This window comes from Acinetobacter sp. YH12095, assembly GCF_013419245.1.
Classification (GTDB): domain Bacteria; phylum Pseudomonadota; class Gammaproteobacteria; order Pseudomonadales; family Moraxellaceae; genus Acinetobacter; species Acinetobacter towneri.
In genome coordinates this window covers 103,738-123,277 of sequence record NZ_VPAL01000005.1, presented here as the reverse complement: position 1 = coordinate 123,277, position 19,540 = coordinate 103,738, and the positions used below count along the sequence as shown (strand labels likewise).

Sequence of the window (19,540 nt, the reverse complement as noted above, 5' to 3'; positions counted from 1 at the left end):
TTGCTATACGCCCTGAATTTTTGCTCAAATACTCAGCAGGTTTTGCGCAAAAATTTATACGTCCTAACTTCTAAATAAAGGTGGAAAAATTGCAGCAGTTTGCTATTGGTCAACGTTGGTTATCAGACACAGAAACGGAATTAGGACTTGGTGTTCTGATTGATGTAGATGAGCGATCGGTCAGCATTTTATTCCCTAAAAGTGATGAAACCCGTGTCTATGCACGCAATAACGCACCTTTATCGCGTATCATTTTTAATGTAAATGATGAAGTTCAAGACCAAGAAGGCAATGCGTGGACGGTTGAATCGGTCGAAGACCGCCATGGCGTATTGCGTTATAACGTGGTGCGTCGTTTGCAAGATGGCAGTGAAGAAAAGAAATCACTGAATGAAACCCGTATTGGTGCAAGTATCCAACTTTCAAAACCCTTAGACCGCTTGCTTGCCAGCCAAATTGACTATAAAGAATGGTACGACTTGCGTATTGAAGCCTTGTTGATGCAAGCCAATATGCAAAGTAGCCCACTGCGCGGCTTGGTGGGTTCGCGTGTAGGTTTGATTCCACATCAACTTTATATTGCACATGAAGTCGGTAAGCGTTTTGCGCCACGTGTCTTATTGGCAGATGAAGTTGGTTTAGGTAAAACCATTGAAGCAGGTTTGATCATCCATCAGCAACTCAAAACAGGACGTGCGGAACGTATCCTGATTTTGGTACCTGATTCGCTGCAATATCAGTGGATGATTGAAATGCGTCGCCGTTTCAATCTGCAATTCTCTTTGTTTGATTTAACCCGTACGGCATCTATTAAAGAACACGATCCTGACCTGAATCCATTCTTGACCGAACAATGCATCATTGCTTCAGTCGATTTAATGATTGACCACGATGACTTACGCGAACAAGCCCTAGAAGCAGGTTTTGATTTGCTGGTGGTCGATGAAGCGCATCACTTAATGTGGAGCGAAGAAGAAGGTGGTAATGACCGTTATGATCTGGTCGAAGAATTAGCTGAACAAACCGCAGGGGTGTTATTGCTCACTGCAACGCCTGAGCAACTGGGTGTAGAAAGCCATTTTGCGCGTTTACGTTTACTCGATCCGCAACGTTTTAGCTCGCTCGACCGTTTCTTGGATGAAGAAGCACAATATCAACATACGGCAAAAATTGCCGAAGTCCTAATGTCAGATGCAGCATTGGAAGAAAGCCATTTGGCTGCACTGGAAGGCTTGTTGGGACATCGCATAGAAGATAACCCTGAACAGCGTTTCCGTGCTATCCACGAATTATTAGACCGTCATGGTACAGGACGTATTTTGTTCCGTAATACCCGTGAAGCAATTCAAGGTTTCCCAGGCCGTGATTGTCAGCCTGCGCCGTTACCTGCACCAGAAAACTGGTCTAAAGATGGTAAGCTGCGTGAACAAATGTGGCCAGAAGAAGCACTGCTCGATGGCAGTTGGATGGAAACTGACCCGCGTGTAATGTGGTTAATGGAGCGTTTGCGTAGCGACTTAAAACATAAAAAAGTGCTTTTAATTGCGCGTAGCGGCCCTGTGGTAGAAGCCCTTGAAAATGCGCTGCGCCTACATGCAGGTATTCGTACTGCAATGTTCCATGAAGGCATGAGCTTGTTAGAACGTGACCAAGCGGCAGCATATTTCGCAGAAGATTCTTATGGTGCACAAATTTTATTGTGTTCCGAAATTGGTTCAGAAGGGCGTAACTTCCAGTTTGCATCAGACCTGATTTTGTTTGACTTACCTGCCAATCCCGACGTGTTAGAACAACGTATCGGTCGTTTAGACCGTATTGGTCAAGAAAACCGTATTCAAATTCATGTGCCGTATTTGGTGGGGACTGCGCAAGAGCGTATGTTCCGTTGGTATAACGAAGCACTCAATATTTTCAGCAATATTTCACCCACTGCACAAACCTTGCAGGAAAACTTTATTGTCGATTTAAAACACTGCTTACTTGCAGATTTAGGACAACAGTTTGAAGATTTACTGGAAGCAGTCAGTGTGCAGCGTGAAGCTTTGGAAGCAGAACTTCAAGCGGGTCGAGATCGTTTGTTGGAATACAACTCTTGCCGTCCTGTGGTGGCGCAGGAAATTGTACAAGCTTTAGAAGATTACGACGACAATACCACGTTGCCTATGTTTATGAAGCGCTTTATGGCATCGACCAATATTGACTTCGATGAACAAAGCAATGGCACGGTGATTATTAAACCAACTGATCAAATGCAAGTGCAAGGTTTGACCTTAGACGAAGAAGGCATGACCGCGACGTTCTATCGGGATCAGGCGCAAATTCGTGAAGATGCACAGTATTTGACCCTAGAGCATCCATTCACAGAAAGCGTGATGGAAATGATCAATACACAAGGTTTTGGTAGCACCAACGTTGCGGTATTAAAATCTGCCGCTTTGCCACAAGGTTCTGTGTTGCTCGAAGTCTGGTTCAAAGTGGATGTCATTGCACCTAAAGCCCTGAATTTGCCATCAAGCTTGCCACAGCAACTCATTCGTGTCTTATTGAGCGAAAAAGGGCAGGATTTATCGCAAAAAATTGCCCCTGAAATTTTAAAACCTTATTTACATCATTTAGATGGCAACAGTTGTCGTCAAGTGGTGAAAGCACGCCGTGACGCGATTGAAGCGCGTTATACACAGGCTTTGGAGTTGGCTAAAGCTGCATTGCCTGAATTTAAGCAACAAGCTAAAGATGTATATAGCAAAAAATGGCAATATGAAATTGACCGTTTAAGCTATTTGAAGCAATTTAACCCAAGTATTCGTGAAGATGAAATTACACGTTTACAGAAATTGCAAAAAGAAGGTGTTGCATTATTAGATGGTTTGTCGGTCACGCCTGAAGCAATTCAGGTGATGGTGGTGGTAAAGCCATAAAGAGTGCATTCAATACAGGTGTCTAGACGGTGTATTTGTATTGAGTCGGTTTTAATCAATCACTTTTTTAAATATTTGGCATCTTCTAAATTGCACGTTTTAAGTTGGGCATTGCGCCTCATTTTTACGGAGCAGTTTAGCGGGTGCTTTTTTAATATCGCAATAAAAATTTTGTGCGAGATTTTTCACATCACGGACTTAAACAAAGTAGCAACCAGTGCTTATGTGTCATTAAAATGACTCATAATTCATCTTTTTCAGCATTCCGGTCATTTGCAAAACCCAGTGGTATGCGTAGTTTAAAGGCTGTTGATCTTTTATCTATGATTGATGTGCCAAGTGTTGAATCTGTAAGCGCGTACGCATAGATCAAGTCACAGACCCGATATTCTTCTTTTAAGCGTATTTTAAATGACTAAAGCTGCAATTCATTTTACCCATGCCAATGGTATTCCTTCTGCCAGTTATCAAAAGTTTTTTCAATGTTTTGAAGCAGATTATCATTTAAAGGCAATTCCACTGATTGGTATGCAAGCAGAATTTCCTGTGACCTATAAGTGGACCTATTTGATTCATCAAGTGATTCAGGACATTGAGCAGCAGTTTCCAAAGCAACAAGTGATTGGTTTAGGGCATTCTTTTGGTTCATTATTAACCCTGATGTGTGCCTATCAGCGTCCAGATTTATTTTCTCAATTGATTATTATGGATCCACCTTTTGTGATTGGATCGAAGTCGGCATTATTTGAAATTTTACAAAAATTTAAACTGAAATATGTAGATCAACTCACACCTGCCGCCGTGACCATGAAGCGTCGAGATCATTGGGCTAGCCATGCAGAAGCCTATCAAGCTTTGCGGCATAACCGTTTATTTAAAAAATTTGATGCACAATGTTTTGAAGATTATTTTGCCAGCGGCATACAAGTCGATGCACAAAGAGGTGGTGTGACTTTAACAATTCCAAAACGGGTAGAAGCTGAAATTTTTAGAACCGTACCTGCATGGTGGTGGCGCACACCACGCAAAGCCCCAGATGTACCTGTGCATTTAATTACAGCAAGGCATAGCCCATTTTATTTGCAAGGTTTACCGCAAGGCATGCAAAAAACTTATGGAATTGAGTTTAGTGTGGTCGAGGGAGGACACATGTTTCCTTTGGAAAATCCTGAAACCACGGCAACACATGTGCAGCAATTAATTCAAAAACAACACGCTTAACAGCGAAGTCTAGCAATTAAATGCTCAAACGGGCGTGACCTGATTCAGGAAAATCGCCCGATTTATCCTGTGTTATGTTAACGAATTTTGGCATCATCCAAATGTCGTGCACCTTCTAAAATCATGCGAATCATGGTCATGGTTTGTTCAGCGGTTTCTTTACGTTCAGTCGCAGGCATATCAATGACTTTAGCGCCCATATTAAACACCAACTGGGTAATGGCTTTTGCGACAATATCGGGATGCGCTAACTTGCTGTTATTTAAACGTTCTAAACGAATTAAATCATCCTGCAATTCTTGCTGGAAATAATTCAATTGGCGCTCAACAGCTAGCTTATAAGAGGTTGAACCCGTATAACCTTCACGTAATAGCAGACTTAAATTGCCTTCATCGGTATCTAATTGTTCAATAAATACTTCAACCGAGCTGCGAATAATACTGTTTTGTTTAGATGCTTTTAAACGTGCTTCATGCAGAATTTGACGCAACACCACACCTGCACGATCAATCAGTTCAATCGCGAGTTCATCAATATCTTTAAAATGACGATAAAAACTGTTTGGTGCGATGCCTGCTTCACGTGCAACTTCACGTAAACTTAAAGATGCGATACTTTTTTGTGGGCCAATTAAATTTAATGCTGCCTGAAATAATTCTTGTTTAGTAATGGTAGCTTTACGCCCAACCGTACGCACGACAAGAGGCTCATGAACCGTTTCAGATTCTGGAAAAGTCACATCATGGTTTGTTTTCATGGCAGGCTGAGTCATATTTTCAATAATTTATAAGCTTAGAGGCATTATAGCGGTTGCGCCAGTACTTGTGAAATGATTAGAAACAATACAGGTGTATATACAAATATATATACATGTGTATAATAATTAAAATTTCATCGGGTGGTGCTGAATCATGCAGCTAACTGAAAAAAGAAAATCTCCCTTAACCAGTATTGCAACTGCAGTACTAGACCCTTATGCCGCCAATTTCTGGTTGCAAAAAATTAATCCATTATGGTCGGTGAATCAGTCACTCGGCAAAATTGTAAAAAAAGATACCGCTGCACAAGGTGTAGTGAGCTTTACTTTGCAATTCAATAAAAAATTCCAAATTGGCGCAGCAGGGCAGCATCATCCTGTTTATGTGACAATTCAAGGCGTACGCTATGAGCGAACCTATAGTTTGACTCAGCTTGATGCACAACACGTTTTATTGACGGTAAAAAAAGTTGATCAGGGCAAAGTCAGCACATGGCTGGTTGAGCAAGCCAAAGTTGGTGATACTTTGGAATTTGGTGCGCCTTATGGTGATATGCAACTGCCTGCACAAGCCCAGCCTTTAATTCTATTGGTAGCGGGTAGTGGTATCACACCAATGTATAGTTTGCTACAAGACATGGCGAAATCAGGTCGTCTTGGTAGCACTCCAGTAACTTTAATGTATTGGGTAAAAACCTTTGCAGACGCAGCATTTAAAGCACAGTTTGAAGCATGGGCACAACAATATCCAAACTTTAAATTTCAAGTGTTTTATACTCAAGAGCCGAGTGTGGCGCACAGCCGTTTAAATGCAGAACATTTACAAGACTTGGCACAAATCGAGCAAAGTGCAGTGTTTGCATGTGGCCCATCGGGTTTTACCACGCAAGCTGAACAATTATTTGCACAAGCTGCTTTGCTGAAAACAGAAGCTTTTAGCATGACCCCTGTGTTAAGTGACGATGTTGGTTTGGTACAAGTTACACTGACTCAATCGAAAAAGATTGTCACTATTCCAAAAGGCAAGTCCATTTTAGAAAGTCTGGAACAGCAAAATATTAAACCTAAATACGGCTGTCGTATGGGAATTTGCCATAAATGCGTATGCAACAAGGCTGAAGGTTCAACTAAAAACTTGGTCGATGGTGTTCAAAACAGCGAACCGAATAACCAATTGAAAATCTGCGTCAATTCAGCACAAACCGATTTAATTATTGATTTATAAGCGAGTTCCGATTATGAATATGCCAGTAAAAATAGAATATTTCCGCAATCCTAAAAACCGTGAACTCACTCAATTTGAATTAGATGAGCTTGCACGTGAATTAGACGCCATTAAACAAGAAGTTTTGGATGATATTGGTGAAAAAGATGCCAAATACATCCGCCGTGTTTATTCAACCATTCGTTATAGCTCAATGGCAGGTCGTGCCTTATTGTTCGCAGGATGGTTCCCGCCAGCATGGGTTTTGGGTACAGGCTTGTTAGGCTTTGCCAAAATTATGGAAAACATGGAATTAGGTCATAATGTCATGCATGGTCAGTATGACTGGATGAATGATCCTAAATTCAATGGTGCAAGTTATGAATGGGATACGGTAGGTACTTCAGACAACTGGCGTCAAACCCATAACTTTAAACACCATACTTATACCAATATTAAAGGTATGGATGATGATATTGGCTATGGTTTGGTGCGTTTGTTCCCAGAACAGCGCTGGAGATCAGGCTATTTATTGCAACCTTTATACAGTATTCCTTTCTGCTTACTGTTCCAATGGGGTGTTGCCATTCAGAATTTAGAAATTGGTAAAATTTTGAATGGCCGTAAAAGCAAAGCCCAAGCCAAAAAAGAATGGCAACCTATGCAGAAGAAAATTGGAAAACAATTGTTTAAAGATTATGTGTTCTTTCCATTGATTGCAGGCCCTTCGGCTTTACCAGTGTTTACAGGGAACTTGGTTGCGAATGGTATTCGTAATATTTGGACATTCAGCATTATTTTCTGCGGTCACTTTACGAAGGATGTAGAAGTATTTCCAAAGTCTGTGATGCAAAACGAAAGCCGTGGTCACTGGTATATGCGTCAAATTCGTGGTTCATCGAATCTTACAGGTTCTGAAGCATTCCACATTTTGACAGGACATTTAAGCCATCAAATTGAACACCATTTATATCCAGATATTCCTGCACGTCGCTATCGTAAAATGGCTCCAAAAGTACAAGCTGTGTGTGAAAAGTATGGCTTGAACTACAACAATGCTAGCTTAGTTAAGCAATACGGCAGTGTATTAAAACGTATTGTGAAATATGCGTTTCCATTCAAGAAATAAGCATGAATATCATTTATGAAATTTTAGATTAGTAAGTGATTCATCAAACAGTGATAAATATATCTTTTAACGATATAGAAAAGTGGCTTAGATAAGCCGCTTTTTTTATGTATGTATGGGTAATCCTCCCATAAATAACCGAAGTTAAAAGTAGAGGTTAAGCGTTTACACAGTTTTATTTACAGTCTCATTAAAAATAATACTTTTACTACTAAAGGCATCCGCTACATGTAACTTAAAAAACCCACAATTCAAATTGTGGGTTTTTTATTTCACTCATCAAAATCAAGCCAGTTTTTTATAAGCCATAATTTCAGGTAAGGTTTGATCTACACCGACCATATATGGATGGGTTGCTAAACTCAGCATAGCTTCATCTTCATCACTATTGCCATACGCATAAATAGCAGCATAATTTTTTAAATCATACTGTTCTAAAATCCGAATTTGCTTTTGTTCCCGACTACAATCAGGTGTTGAATATTGCCCTGTAAATTGCTGACTTTCAATTTCTGTTTCGGTACAAATCAAACCAACATTTAATTGCTGACAAATATACTGCAAATAAATATCCACACTCGCAGAAACCACCACCACATCATCACCATTGAATTGATGCTGCTTTAATTGTAGTAATAGTTGTGGGTTTAGATCATGCATTAAATCTGCTGCATAGCGTTGTGCAAGTGCTAATATTTCAGCTGTACTCGCATCTTTAAACATGGCACTAAACAATTTAGGGCGCATGGCATGCGCAGGATAGACTTTTAAATAATAGGCCTGAATCCACGGTAAGGTTTTTAAACCTTGTTTGATAATGTGTCGTTTAGACAAGGCATAGAAAATGAACCCTGTAAAACTGTCTTTGCTACACAGAGTCCCATCAAAATCAAATAAGGCTAGATTTTTATATTTTTGGCTTTTTGCATGCATGTTTTATAACGTCCATTGACTCGTGTTGCGAACCAATTGGTGTTGTAATCTCGACTGAGTTTAGGCCCTGAAATCACCACTTGTGGCATCATGGCATAAAATGGCTCTTTGCCCGTTTGAGCTTTATACAGTTTAGTTACAGCCAGATAGGTCGCGGTATCTTCAAATTTCTTTTCTTTTTCTTTTTTTAAGTCTGCACGAATTTGTCGTGGTGTAACCAAAATATTATGTTTGGCAAAAACAGCAATTAATTCACGTTCAGATTCACTCTTTGCATTACGCACGCCGCCATCTTTAGCGTAAAGAAGTAAATCACCATCTAAATCGAGTTCAGCTTCGGTTAAATCATTCAGCATACTTTGGAATGCTGCATTGCGACTTGAATACATGCCCGAGTTATAGTCAGCAAAGCGGTATAGCGGTTGATCATAGTCGGCAGGGTACATCATTAAACGATGAATCCCATAATATAAGCCACCATACTGGGTATATAGATCACTGCGTAACTCTGCGATGTTACCGCTTTGGCGTTTATGCTCTTTGGCATAGCTAATATGTACTTGCATCGAGCCTAAAGTAGTAATTGGATTAAGTTTTTCGCCAATATTTTGTCCAAACAGTTTGGCAGCACCTGTTAGCGCAGACACGTGATAATGTTTGGCCATATAGTCAAAAATTTCACGATACAATTCATCCAGTTCACGTTCGGTTTTCACACGACGCATTTGGCTTAAATAGTTATCTTCAGGGCTTGGGTGGTTTTTCAGTACATCCTGAAAATAGCCTGCAACCGTACCACCAATGGCTTCGCCCAGTTTATCTTTAAATTTCTCATCCAAACGGTCTTGCACTTCTTTAACTGCTTTTTCACCCAGACCATAGACTTGAGGGTCGGCTACAAAGTTCGATTCCTGATCCACCACGGCAATGATGGTGCACATATTTTCTTTGGTTTGTGGGATGCCCAATTGCTCTGAAATATCGTAAATATCTTTTGCCCAAGCACTACGCTCACTGACCCTATTCGGAATGAGTTTGCGGATTTGTTCTGCTTCAAGGGTTGGCTCATTGTCCTTAGACCACCATGCGCTATCTCCACAGGCAGCCAAGCTTAATGATAAAGCAAGCACGCTGAAGGGTTTCATCAAAGAAGTGAATACAGTGTCTTTCATAGTATAGGGAAAACTCGTTCCAAATGGATGAGCCCAAAGGGCAGATGCAGTATACTATGCCAATCGTTAAAGTTAAGAATATATATGTATATTGGTCCCTATCAACTGTCAAATAATTTGATCGTTGCCCCGATGGCAGGTGTCACTGATAGACCCTTTCGCTCACTGTGCAAGTACTTTGGTGCAGGGCATGCGGTCAGTGAAATGATGACCTCTGACAAAACTTTGCGCATGAGTAAAAAGAGTTTGTATCGTGCCAACTTTGATGGGGAACTTGCACCAATTTCTGCACAAATTGCTGGTTCAGACCCGCATGATTTGGCCGAAGCCGCACGTTATCAAGTCGCCAATGGTGCACAAATTGTTGATATCAATATGGGATGTCCTGCCAAAAAAGTCTGCAATAAGTTGGCTGGTTCGGCTTTATTGCAAGATGAAGATTTGGTGGCACGCATTTTAGATACTGTGGTTGCCGCGGTGAATGTGCCTGTGACACTGAAAACTCGCTTAGGTTTTTTGAATGGGCAGGAAAATATTTTACGGGTTGCCAAACGCGCAGAACAAGCAGGCATTGCTGCATTGGCATTGCATGGGCGTACCCGTGAAGATATGTATTTAAACCGTGCACGCTATTCACTGATTAAAGAAGTGAAAAGCATGCTCAATATTCCTGTGATTGCCAATGGTGATATTGATAGTCCTGAAAAAGCCAAATATGTCTTGGACTATACAGGCGCAGATGCGATTATGATTGGACGTGCTGCGCAAGGACGTCCGTGGATTTTTCGGGAAATCGCACATTATTTAGCAACAGGTGAGCTGTTAGCAGCACCGAGCATTGCAGAAGTTCAAAAAGTATTACTTGGACATTTAGCTGAGCTGTATGAATTTTATGGTGAATATTCAGGTTGTCGTATTTCACGTAAACATATTGCTTGGTACACCAAAGGTTTACGTTCAAGTAATGAATTCCGTCAAAGTATGTATCAAGTAGAAAGTACTGCAGAACAATATAAAGTGGTGGAAGATTACTTTAATCAGCTACTTGCGCATGGTGAAATCATGAGTGATGTGCAGGTTGAAGCGGTGAACTTATTAGATACAAAATAAAAACCCAACCGTGATACACAGTTGAGTTTTTCGTACGTAAACTTAGCGTGCGTGAATCATTTCCAAAACCAACTGATTAATTAAATCTGCGGCCTCTAATTCACGAATCTGACTGACATTACTGCCTGCCCAAAAAGGGGCATAACCTTGCTCGCCTTGTGTGACGGCTGCTGAATGCAACTGTTTTGCAAGATCATACGTATATGGATAGGTGGGCACAGTTAAACGATTTGGTGTATCTACCTGTGTATGCCAATGATTAATTAAACCACGGGCAGAGCGTCCAGAGATGCTGTCGGTAATTTGAGTAATGTTTTGCTGAAATAAAGCTTGTCGATAAGCTGGATTGGCATTGGAACTTTTACATTGCACAAAAGCTGTACCCAGCTGTACCGCAGAAGCGCCCAATTTCAGCATTAACTGTGCTTGCTGACCATTCATAATGCCACCTGCTGCAACCACTGGCAGGGTACAATGTTCACGAATTAGTTGTACTAAATCGCTGGTTTTAATTGCACTATCAAAGGTTTGGTTAAAGATACCCCGATGTCCACCTGCCTCAATGCCTTGGGCGATAATGACATCAATTCCCGCTGCTTCAATGGCTTGAGCTTCGGCTAAGTTGGTTGCTGAAACCATAGTAATGATTCCTGCATCTTTTAAAGCCTGAATTTGATGCGCATGCGGAATCCCGAAGTGAAAACTGACGGCTTGTGGTTTAGTTTCTAGTACAAGATCTAAATATCCATCATGGTCTTTAAAACTTGGATAAATACAATTTAGTTGACTCGGTGCAGTTGCGCCATAGCGTTCAAAGATTGGCTGAAAATGTGCAATCCACGCTTGTGCAGCGACTTCATCTAGTGGACTTGATTCATGGCAAAAGAAATTGACCTGAAATGGAAAATCAGTCAGTTCTTGAGTGCGTAAAATTTGCTCACGTGCAGCATCTACCGTGTTTGCACCTAAACCGAGTGAGCCAAAACCACCTTGATTAGAAACCTCGGCTGCAAGTTCGGGAGTAGAAACGCCAGCCATTGGAGCAAGAAAAATAGGATGCTTTATATTCAGTTGTTCTAATAAGGTCATATTATTTACTCCATGTTTTTATCTACTTTGCCCAACTCTAGGTAGATTGGCAAATCATATCCGTCATTTCTTTATGAAATATTAAGATGAGCGATATCATTAAATTTGCAGATGCTTTCAGGCATAATAAGCCTGATGTATGAATTGATGAGTAAATTAATGAAGCCTTTCGTTTATGGTGGTTTGCTTGTGGTGTGTGGATTAAGTGCGTGTAGCAATCCACAGCAAACTCAAGTAAAAATTGATCCAAAGCAATATCAGGTTCAGGATGCGACTGCATTACAACAGCGTATAGATGCTTTAAATGTCAAATTGGCGCAAGACTTCAAACAATTTAAACAAGTCGAAAATATCGCATTTGCGCATCAATTCCCTTTAGATGTAAATAACTTACAAACTTTGAATCAGCATTTGGTCGCCAGTACTGCTTTAAAGCCGACTAAAATTGCTTATTGCGATATGATGAATGGTTATTTTGCTGAGTTATATCGCTTAGGACATAACAATCTAGATTTTCTTAAAGATGTAAAATTACCGCGTGCAGAGCAGGAAAATTTGGCTGAAAATTTTGCCAATGCAGAATCTTATTATGATTTTATTTTGAATCGTTACACCAGTTACCGCCAAGTACAACAGACCATGGGCTATGGTTGTAATTTAAAAGCGGCGTTATAGTTGCGGCAGGATTTAGGTTTACTAGGGTCTGTTGATATTTCATAAATGGCTTGCGCTGTAGGCTAAAACTGAGCAGATTAGGCATGAAACGCAGGGAATAACGGGTTTATTTTCAAGTTTTATAACGCAATCTGTGAAAGTTTTAGCCACATGAGCAAAAACAAAGCACTGCTTTGTTTGCTGCGCAAGGATACAAGCATATTTTTTGCTGCTATTACGTTATGTGCCAGTCATTTAGAATGAGTAAATTTCCTGTCCCATGCCTTATATCAGCTAAAAAACCTTGCGAGATATATCTCTCATGTCGCAAACATAGACGAATTGTCAACAGACCCTAATTAAATCGTGCTGAATAAAAAACTCCTGAGAACTTGCTCAGGAGTTTTTGTTTTATACAATCAAATTATTGTTGTGCTTTTTCTTTCACATTTGCAGCACCTTGTTCAACCGCACCTGCAGTCGCAGCAGTTGCATCTTTAGCAGCTTGTACAGTCGTATCAGCTGCGTTTTCTGTTGCTGTTGCAACATTGTGTGCAGCATTTTCAGTTGCTTGCGCTGCGTTATCTACCGCAGTTGCTGTAGCAGTAGCAGCTTCATGTGTTGCATCTTTGGCATCATGTGCAGCTTGAGCCGCAGCGTTTTCTAAGTGTTCACCCGTAGTTGCCCCTGTTTCTGGTGCTTTTTCTTTTGCACAACCTACAAGTGCTACAGTGGCAGCAAGACCTAAAGCAATAAGAAGTTTATTCATTATCATGTTTCCTTTTTTTACATCCACTTAAGATGGGATAATGCGAATATAACCAAAAAACAATCAATTTGAAGCTTAAAATTGTTCAAATAATGTAATGGGTTTAGATATTTTTTTGTTGTGTAGATTAGAACGATAAATTAGAGAAAAATATGCCGATGCGATTCATTTTTTCTGATAAGGTGAAATCTTGAGAATGGTTACAGTTTTTATTGTACAGTAATGCCATTCTGTAAGATTGGGATTGTAAAATGCTTAAAAAAGGGATTTATCAACATTATAAAGGGCAATTGTATCAAGTGCTGCATGTGGCTACACACAGTGAAACCCAAGAGAAATTGGTGGTTTATCAATGCTTATATGGCGATTATTCTATTTGGGTCAGACCGCTTGATATGTTCACGGAGAGTATTACTTTGGATGATGACCGTGAACAGGAACGCTTTAAATTGATTCAGGAAGTGCATTAAATATTTAAAATCATTTGCTTGTTTAAAACGATCCAATCTATTTTAGATTGGATCGTTATGTGGGTGATCAAAGTTTAATCAGATCAATTATTGAATGGAAATACGGTTAAAGCTTAAATCGTATGCTAAATATTTACTCACAAAAGCTGCTTTATCACTGCGTCTTAATAAGTTGTCATAAATAAATTGTGGTACAGGATGGAATAAATCCCCAGAGCCATTTTCGTAAAATATTTTTAAATAACGTGAAGATGCACTGTATGTCCAGGATGTCACGGCAAGTGTTTTACCCATAAGCAACTCCTTTATTTTTTATATTATTTTTCACAGAATAAATCTGCTTATTTTGAACATAAGTGAAGTGCTTACTAAAAAGTATTACAGAATTGTAACTTTTGAATATAAGTTTTTTGCGCAACCTATACGTGCCAAAAACGACAAAACTATTATGAAGCGAAATAAAACACCACATTTAGGATGTGGTGTTTATGCTTTGCACATGAATAGTCATTCATTTAAATAAAATGATTGAAAGACTAGATTTTATAGATGACGACATTGATCTTCTTTGTCACCAGAAACACGGTTTGTGCCGCCAGTCGGTTTTACGCGGTTATCTTCACATTCTAAATTGCCATTCACGCGGTTATTTTTTACAACGATTGAGCCTGAATTATCTTTAAGTTGAATATTGCCATTTACACGGTTTGACGTGAGTTGGATGTTACGCCCATCTTCGAGTTGGATATTGCCATCAATGCGGTTGGCATGTGCATTAACCTGACTAAAGTTTCCTTTAGATTCTAAATTGCCATCAATCGTACTATTTTTAATTGCCGTATGTGAGTTGGAATGCAACATTAGGTTGCCCTTAATAGTCACATGATCAAGAACACATTGTTTATGCACTTTGACATTATCATCAATAGTTCGATTTTTAATGCTGCCATTACAGTTGAAATCAGCTAAAGCTGGCACTGAAAATGCTATTAATGTTGAAAGTAAAAATAATTTTTTCATAGAACAGCCCTCAAAAATAAATCTCACAACTGTTACCGGTACAGATTCGATTGTAGTGTTGTAATGTTTTTACATTTTCTATTCTAGAGATGAAATATGAATAAATAAGGTAGAAAAGGGTGATGTTCTGATTAAAAAAAACCACGCAAAATATGCGTGGTTTTTTTGAGTGGTTTAATCTAAAACTTAGATTTTACCTACTAGGTCGATAGATGGGGCTAAAGTTGCATCACCTTCTTTCCATTTAGCTGGGCATACTTCACCTGGGTGAGCGTGAACGTATTGAGCTGCTTTAACTTTACGAAGAAGTTCTTGAGCATCACGGCCAATACCGCCAGCATTGATTTCGATGATTTGGATTTTACCTTCTGGATCAATTACGAAAGTACCACGGTCAGCAAGACCAGCAGATTCGATTAATACTTCGAAGTTTTTAGAAAGCGTCCAAGTTGGGTCGCCAACCATTACGTATTGGATTTTTTTGATTTCTTCTGAAGAATCGTGCCAAGCTTTGTGCGTGAAGTGAGTGTCAGTAGAAACTGCATAGATTTCAACGCCTAATTTTTGGAATTCTGCGTAGTTGTCTGCAAGGTCACCAAGCTCAGTTGGGCAAACGAAAGTGAAGTCAGCAGGGTAGAAGAATACTACAGACCATTTGCCTTTAAGATCAGCTTCAGTTACTTCAATGAATTGACCGTTGTGGTATGCATTTGCTTTAAATGGTTTAACTTCAGTATTAATTAAGCTCATCATTGTCTCCATGATTAAGGTTTGTATTTCGTTGGCAATAGAGTATCTAATTTTGTTTTATTGCTGAAATGGTATTTTTACATTACTAGCATCGGAAAAACAAATGAGTATGTAAAAAGCGTACACTTTCATCACAGCATTATTGAGTCTTTATTAGGCCTCAAAATGATGATGATTGCATGACAACCTATTTTTCAGGTTCAAATACAACCCATTTCAAGCAATTGGTGAACATACATCTATATGGGGATGCTATTTTGAAATTCAAGGGGGGATTTAAAACTTTTTAAATACGCATTCTAAATCACTGTTCTTTCGCTTAAAGGCATTACAGCGTAAAATACGCGTTTGTGTTTTGGTTAGGAAGCGTATTCTGTGCAGAGTCATTTAAATGTAGACCACCTCGTTTTGGCGCGTGATCGTCATCGTTTAAATCGACTACGAAAAGGCAAAGATGCCAATCCAAAGCAATATCAGGAATTATTTGAAAAATCTAATTTAAAAGTGTTGGAGCGTGCACAGCGCATTCCCAACATTAAGTTGAATCCAGATTTACCTGTGACTCAATCTGCCGAACAGTTGATTACTGCAATTCAGCAACATCAGGTCATTATTGTGGCGGGTGAAACAGGTTCAGGGAAAACTACACAGTTACCACAAATTGCAATGTTGGCAGGTCGTGGTTTAACGGGGTTAATTGGTCATACTCAGCCACGACGTCTTGCTGCGCGTAGTGTATCGCAGCGTATTGCCGAAGAAGTTGGCGAAAAGTTAGGTGAGTCCATCAGCTTTAAAGTTCGTTTTAATGAACAGGGTTCGCAAGATTCAATTGTCCGTTTAATGACCGATGGTATTTTGTTAGCAGAGCTTGCCAATGATCGTTATTTAAATAAATACGACACCATTATTATAGATGAAGCGCATGAGCGTTCTTTAAATATTGACTTCATTATGGGTTATTTAAAGCAACTTTTGCCACGTCGCCCTGATTTAAAAGTCATCATCACTTCTGCAACTTTAGATGTGCAGCGTTTTAGTAACTATTTTAACGGCGCACCTATTTTTGAGGTCGAAGGTCGAAGCTATCCTGTCGAAGTACGTTATCGTCCAATTTCTGAATTAAGCATTGGTGGTAGTGATGATGATGAGTTTGATGACTTTGAAGAAAACTTGCCACGCGCAGTGGTGCAAGCGGTAGAAGAATGCTTTGCCGATGCACAGGAAAAAGGTCATCCTGAACATGCCGATATTCTAATTTTTGCCAGTACCGAACAGGAAATTCGGGAACTGCAAGAAACCTTGCATAAGCATGGGCCGCGTCATACTGAAATTTTACCGTTGTATGCGCGTTTGGCTTTGGCGGAACAACAAAAAATCTTTAATCCTTCTGGTGGCGGGCGCCGTATTATTATTGCCACCAACGTCGCTGAAACTGCACTTACTGTACCCAATATTCGCTATGTGATTGATAGCGGTTTTGCACGTATTTCACGCTATAACTATCGCTCCCGCGTGCAGCGTTTACCGATTGAAGCAGTATCTCAGGCAGCAGCGAATCAGCGTAAAGGACGTTGTGGTCGTATTGCGCCAGGCGTTTGTATTCGCCTGTATTCAGAAGAAGATTTTTTAAGTCGCCTAGAGTTTACTGAACCTGAAATTAAACGCACCAACTTGGCATCGGTCATTTTACAAATGCAAAGTTTGGGCTTGGGTACGCTCGAAGATTTTGATTTTATTGAGCCGCCAGATCATCGTTTAGTCAATGATGGTCGTAAGCTGTTGATTGAACTGGGTGCGATGATTGAGAAGGGTAAAGCCCCTCTTTTAGACGGAATGAGCAGCTCTGCGACGCAAAAGGGAGACAATCATCCGAATAATTCCACTAAATCCACCGCTAATAAAGGCGAGCTTCAAGGCAGCAGCTTAACCAAAATTGGTCAGCAAATGGCAAAAATGCCGATTGATCCACGATTGGCACGTATGATTTTAGGCGGTGCACATTTTGGGGTGTTAAATGAAGTCCTGATTATTGTAGCGGCATTGGCGGTACAAGACCCGCGTGAACGTCCTGCAGACAAACAAATGCAAGCCGATCAAAAACATGCACTGTTCCGTGAAGCAGATTCTGACTTTTTATTCTATTTAAAACTGTGGGAAACTTTACACGAAAACCGTGATGGCATGAGTGAAAACAAACGTCGTACTTTTGCCCGTCAGCATTTTTTAAGTTGGTTGCGTTTACGTGAATGGAAGAAAACTCATGAACAATTGGTGGATTTGGCGCGTGGCTTAAAACTGTCGTTTAATGAGAAAAAAGCCAGTTATGAAAATCTGCATCGGGCGTTATTAACAGGGTTGCTTTCTTTTATTGCCAATAAAACCGATGAGCGCAATGTGTTTATGGCAGTACGCCAACAAAAAGCACGAATTTTCCCTGCATCGACTTTGCATAAAACCAATACACCGTGGGTCATGGCATTTGAGATGGTAGAAACTTCGCAAGTGTATCTACGCACCTTGGCAAAAATTGAACCTGAATGGATTTTATTGGCTGCACGTGATTTGCTGAAGCATCACTATTTTGAACCACATTGGTCTAAAAAAGCAGGCGTGGTGAATGCCTATGATCAAATTTCGCTGTTTGGTCTAATTATCGAGCCGAAACGTCCTGTCAATTACGAAAAGGTCGATCAGGAAGCCGCCCATGAAATATTCTTACGTGATGCTTTAACCACAGGCAACTTGGGCATTACCCCACCATTTTTAAAACACAACCTGCTTAAACTGGAAGAAGTGGAACGGGTTGAAGATAAATTACGTCGTCGTGATTTAGTTGTTGATGAAGAAACTATTTATCAATTTTATGCCGCCAAAGTACCTGCAGAAGTTGCAAGCCGTCGTTCCTTTGAAGATTGGCGTGCCACAGTAGAGCCGCAAAATCCACGTTATTTATTTGTGGAAGATGATGCACTTTGGCTGAATGATCGTCCGACCACGCAGCAATTTCCTGACTATTTGCGTAATGGTGAGCTGCGCTTGGCGGCCAGTTACCGTTTTGACCCCAGCCATGATGAAGATGGCGCAACCGTTAAAATTCCAGTGCAAGCGTTGGCACAGGTCGATGAAAATATCTGGTCGTGGGGTGTTCTGGGTTGGCGTGAAAATTTAATTGAAGCCTTGCTCAAGACTTTGCCTAAAGATAAGCGTCGTCATTTGGTGCCTATTCCAGACACAGCTCGAAAGTTGCTACAACGTGTTGATGCGGTAAATTTACGCGAGCACATTTTTAGCTTTTTGGCATTTCAATTACGTGCTGAACACATCACCGAAAAAGACTTTAGCTTTGAGCGGGTAGATGCGTATTTATTGCCGTTCATTAAAGTGCTAGATGAAAAAGGGCGGGTGATTGAGCAAGGTCGTGATTTATCTGAATTAAAAGCGCGTTGCCATACCGAAACGCATAGTCCTGTAAAGCAGGTGCACGGAGAATTTCAAACTTTTCCTGAACGATTTGTATTTGAAGCTTCGCAAAAAGTTACGGGCGTAGTGGTTAAGCAATATCAGGCGTTGGTACCAAGCAAAACATTTGCAGAGCTTTTACCAAAAGATGAATCGGGTGTGGTGATTCAAACCTTTAATGATCAGAGTGAGGCGATTCGTCAGCACCGTGAAGGCGTGATTCGTTTGCTATATGTGCAATTGGGTGATTTATCACGCCAATTGAAAAAACAAATTGATAAACCCTTGGCTTTGGCGTATTCGCCTTTGGGTGATAAAGCTCAACTTGAGCAAATGTTGATCTATGCAACATTGCAAAGCATTATTGGTGACTTACCAGTCAACTTGGAAGAGTTTCAAAAGTTGCAGCTTGAGGTAAAAAAGACTTTCCTCAGTCATGGTCAAACCACGCTGCGTATCTTTAATGAAATTTATATTGCATGGCAAGACATCCGCCGTCAGCTCCTTATGCTAGATGAAGCCGTGTTTGCCAAAAATATGGATGATATAGAAGATCAGCTGGACTTAATGCATCTGGCAGACTTTGTGTATAGCAAGCCTGTAGAGGTGTGGAGCGAATATCCGCGCTATTTGAAAGCGTTGTTATTACGTTTAGACCGCTTACCCAACAACTTGCAAAGAGACGATGCTGCCATCGCCCAAATTGACCCTTGGATGGACAAATTGTTTAAACACAAACAAGATGCCCGACTCAAGGAATTGTACTTTATGGTGGAAGAATTACGCATATCGCTGTTCTCTCAACCCATGAAAACCAAAATACCAATTTCTGCAACTCGGCTGCAAAAAGTATGGGAAAAGCTCGGAATCAGTTAAGATATTAG

16 protein-coding genes are annotated in these 19,540 nt (G+C 40.3%); 8 read left to right on the top strand and 8 right to left on the bottom strand.

Annotation, left to right across the window (positions count from 1 at the left end):
- The first annotated feature begins 80 nt into the window (after positions 1 to 80).
- Together rapA and FTU35_RS06100 are read left to right on the top strand one after the other, a co-directional pair.
- The gene (rapA, locus tag FTU35_RS06105; protein WP_179989584.1) at positions 81 to 2,918 is read left to right on the top strand and encodes an RNA polymerase-associated protein RapA; all 2,838 of its coding nucleotides are present in this window, start codon (positions 81 to 83) and stop codon (positions 2,916 to 2,918) included.
- Between the two features lie 411 nt (positions 2,919 to 3,329).
- Positions 3,330 to 4,139, top strand: coding sequence for an alpha/beta fold hydrolase (locus FTU35_RS06100; RefSeq protein WP_104852176.1), 810 nt, complete (start codon positions 3,330 to 3,332; stop codon positions 4,137 to 4,139).
- Between the two features lie 77 nt (positions 4,140 to 4,216).
- On the opposite strand, the gene fabR is transcribed toward FTU35_RS06100, so the two are convergent.
- A complete protein-coding gene (fabR, locus tag FTU35_RS06095) occupies positions 4,217 to 4,897 on the bottom strand; it encodes an HTH-type transcriptional repressor FabR (protein ID WP_026438369.1) in 681 nt (226 codons plus the stop codon).
- 154 nt (positions 4,898 to 5,051) lie between these two features.
- Here fabR and FTU35_RS06090 point away from each other — a divergent pair, with 154 nt between their 5' ends.
- Positions 5,052 to 6,122: a ferredoxin reductase gene (locus tag FTU35_RS06090; RefSeq protein ID WP_167846089.1), complete on the top strand. Its 1,071-nt coding sequence runs from the start codon at positions 5,052 to 5,054 to the stop codon at positions 6,120 to 6,122.
- Between the two features lie 13 nt (positions 6,123 to 6,135).
- Entirely contained in the window at positions 6,136 to 7,230 is a 1,095-nt protein-coding gene (locus tag FTU35_RS06085) for an acyl-CoA desaturase (RefSeq protein ID WP_096900933.1), read from the top strand.
- 285 nt (positions 7,231 to 7,515) lie between these two features.
- On the opposite strand, the gene FTU35_RS06080 is transcribed toward FTU35_RS06085, so the two are convergent.
- The gene (locus FTU35_RS06080; protein WP_180064589.1) at positions 7,516 to 8,163 is read right to left on the bottom strand and encodes an HAD-IB family hydrolase; all 648 of its coding nucleotides are present in this window, start codon (positions 8,161 to 8,163) and stop codon (positions 7,516 to 7,518) included.
- A complete protein-coding gene (locus tag FTU35_RS06075) occupies positions 8,130 to 9,335 on the bottom strand; it encodes a DUF1615 family protein (RefSeq protein WP_179995146.1) in 1,206 nt (401 codons plus the stop codon). Before FTU35_RS06075 ends, FTU35_RS06080 begins: the two co-directional genes overlap by 34 nt.
- Before the next feature lie 84 nt (positions 9,336 to 9,419).
- On the opposite strand from FTU35_RS06075, the gene dusB reads away from it, so the two are divergent.
- Positions 9,420 to 10,445, top strand: coding sequence for a tRNA dihydrouridine synthase DusB (gene dusB / locus FTU35_RS06070; RefSeq protein ID WP_004973043.1), 1,026 nt, complete (start codon positions 9,420 to 9,422; stop codon positions 10,443 to 10,445).
- A 42-nt stretch (positions 10,446 to 10,487) separates the two neighbouring features.
- On the opposite strand, the gene FTU35_RS06065 is transcribed toward dusB, so the two are convergent.
- On the bottom strand, positions 10,488 to 11,534 hold the full coding sequence (locus FTU35_RS06065) for a nitronate monooxygenase family protein (RefSeq protein WP_004973046.1): 1,047 nt from the start codon (positions 11,532 to 11,534) through the stop codon (positions 10,488 to 10,490).
- 159 nt (positions 11,535 to 11,693) lie between these two features.
- Here FTU35_RS06065 and FTU35_RS06060 point away from each other — a divergent pair, with 159 nt between their 5' ends.
- Entirely contained in the window at positions 11,694 to 12,209 is a 516-nt protein-coding gene (locus FTU35_RS06060) for a hypothetical protein (protein WP_131260826.1), read from the top strand.
- Between the two features lie 403 nt (positions 12,210 to 12,612).
- On the opposite strand, the gene FTU35_RS06055 is transcribed toward FTU35_RS06060, so the two are convergent.
- Entirely contained in the window at positions 12,613 to 12,957 is a 345-nt protein-coding gene (locus FTU35_RS06055; RefSeq protein ID WP_179989569.1) for a hypothetical protein, read from the bottom strand.
- Positions 12,958 to 13,208: 251 nt separating this feature from the next.
- On the opposite strand from FTU35_RS06055, the gene FTU35_RS06050 reads away from it, so the two are divergent.
- Positions 13,209 to 13,427, top strand: a complete 219-nt coding sequence (locus FTU35_RS06050) for a DUF1653 domain-containing protein (RefSeq protein ID WP_180064588.1) — start codon at positions 13,209 to 13,211, stop codon at positions 13,425 to 13,427.
- An 87-nt stretch (positions 13,428 to 13,514) separates the two neighbouring features.
- On the opposite strand, the gene FTU35_RS06045 is transcribed toward FTU35_RS06050, so the two are convergent.
- From FTU35_RS06045 to ahpC, 3 genes are all read right to left on the bottom strand, one after another.
- Complete coding sequence (locus FTU35_RS06045) at positions 13,515 to 13,721, bottom strand: hypothetical protein (protein WP_004973053.1); 207 nt, start codon at positions 13,719 to 13,721, stop codon at positions 13,515 to 13,517.
- 249 nt (positions 13,722 to 13,970) lie between these two features.
- Entirely contained in the window at positions 13,971 to 14,288 is a 318-nt protein-coding gene (locus FTU35_RS06040) for a hypothetical protein (RefSeq protein WP_225530638.1), read from the bottom strand.
- A 345-nt stretch (positions 14,289 to 14,633) separates the two neighbouring features.
- On the bottom strand, positions 14,634 to 15,197 hold the full coding sequence (gene ahpC / locus FTU35_RS06035) for an alkyl hydroperoxide reductase subunit C (protein ID WP_004973058.1): 564 nt from the start codon (positions 15,195 to 15,197) through the stop codon (positions 14,634 to 14,636).
- Between the two features lie 375 nt (positions 15,198 to 15,572).
- Between ahpC and FTU35_RS06030 the strand changes: the two genes are divergently transcribed.
- A complete protein-coding gene (locus FTU35_RS06030) occupies positions 15,573 to 19,532 on the top strand; it encodes a DUF3418 domain-containing protein (RefSeq protein ID WP_180064587.1) in 3,960 nt (1,319 codons plus the stop codon).
- Positions 19,533 to 19,540: the final 8 nt, after the last annotated feature.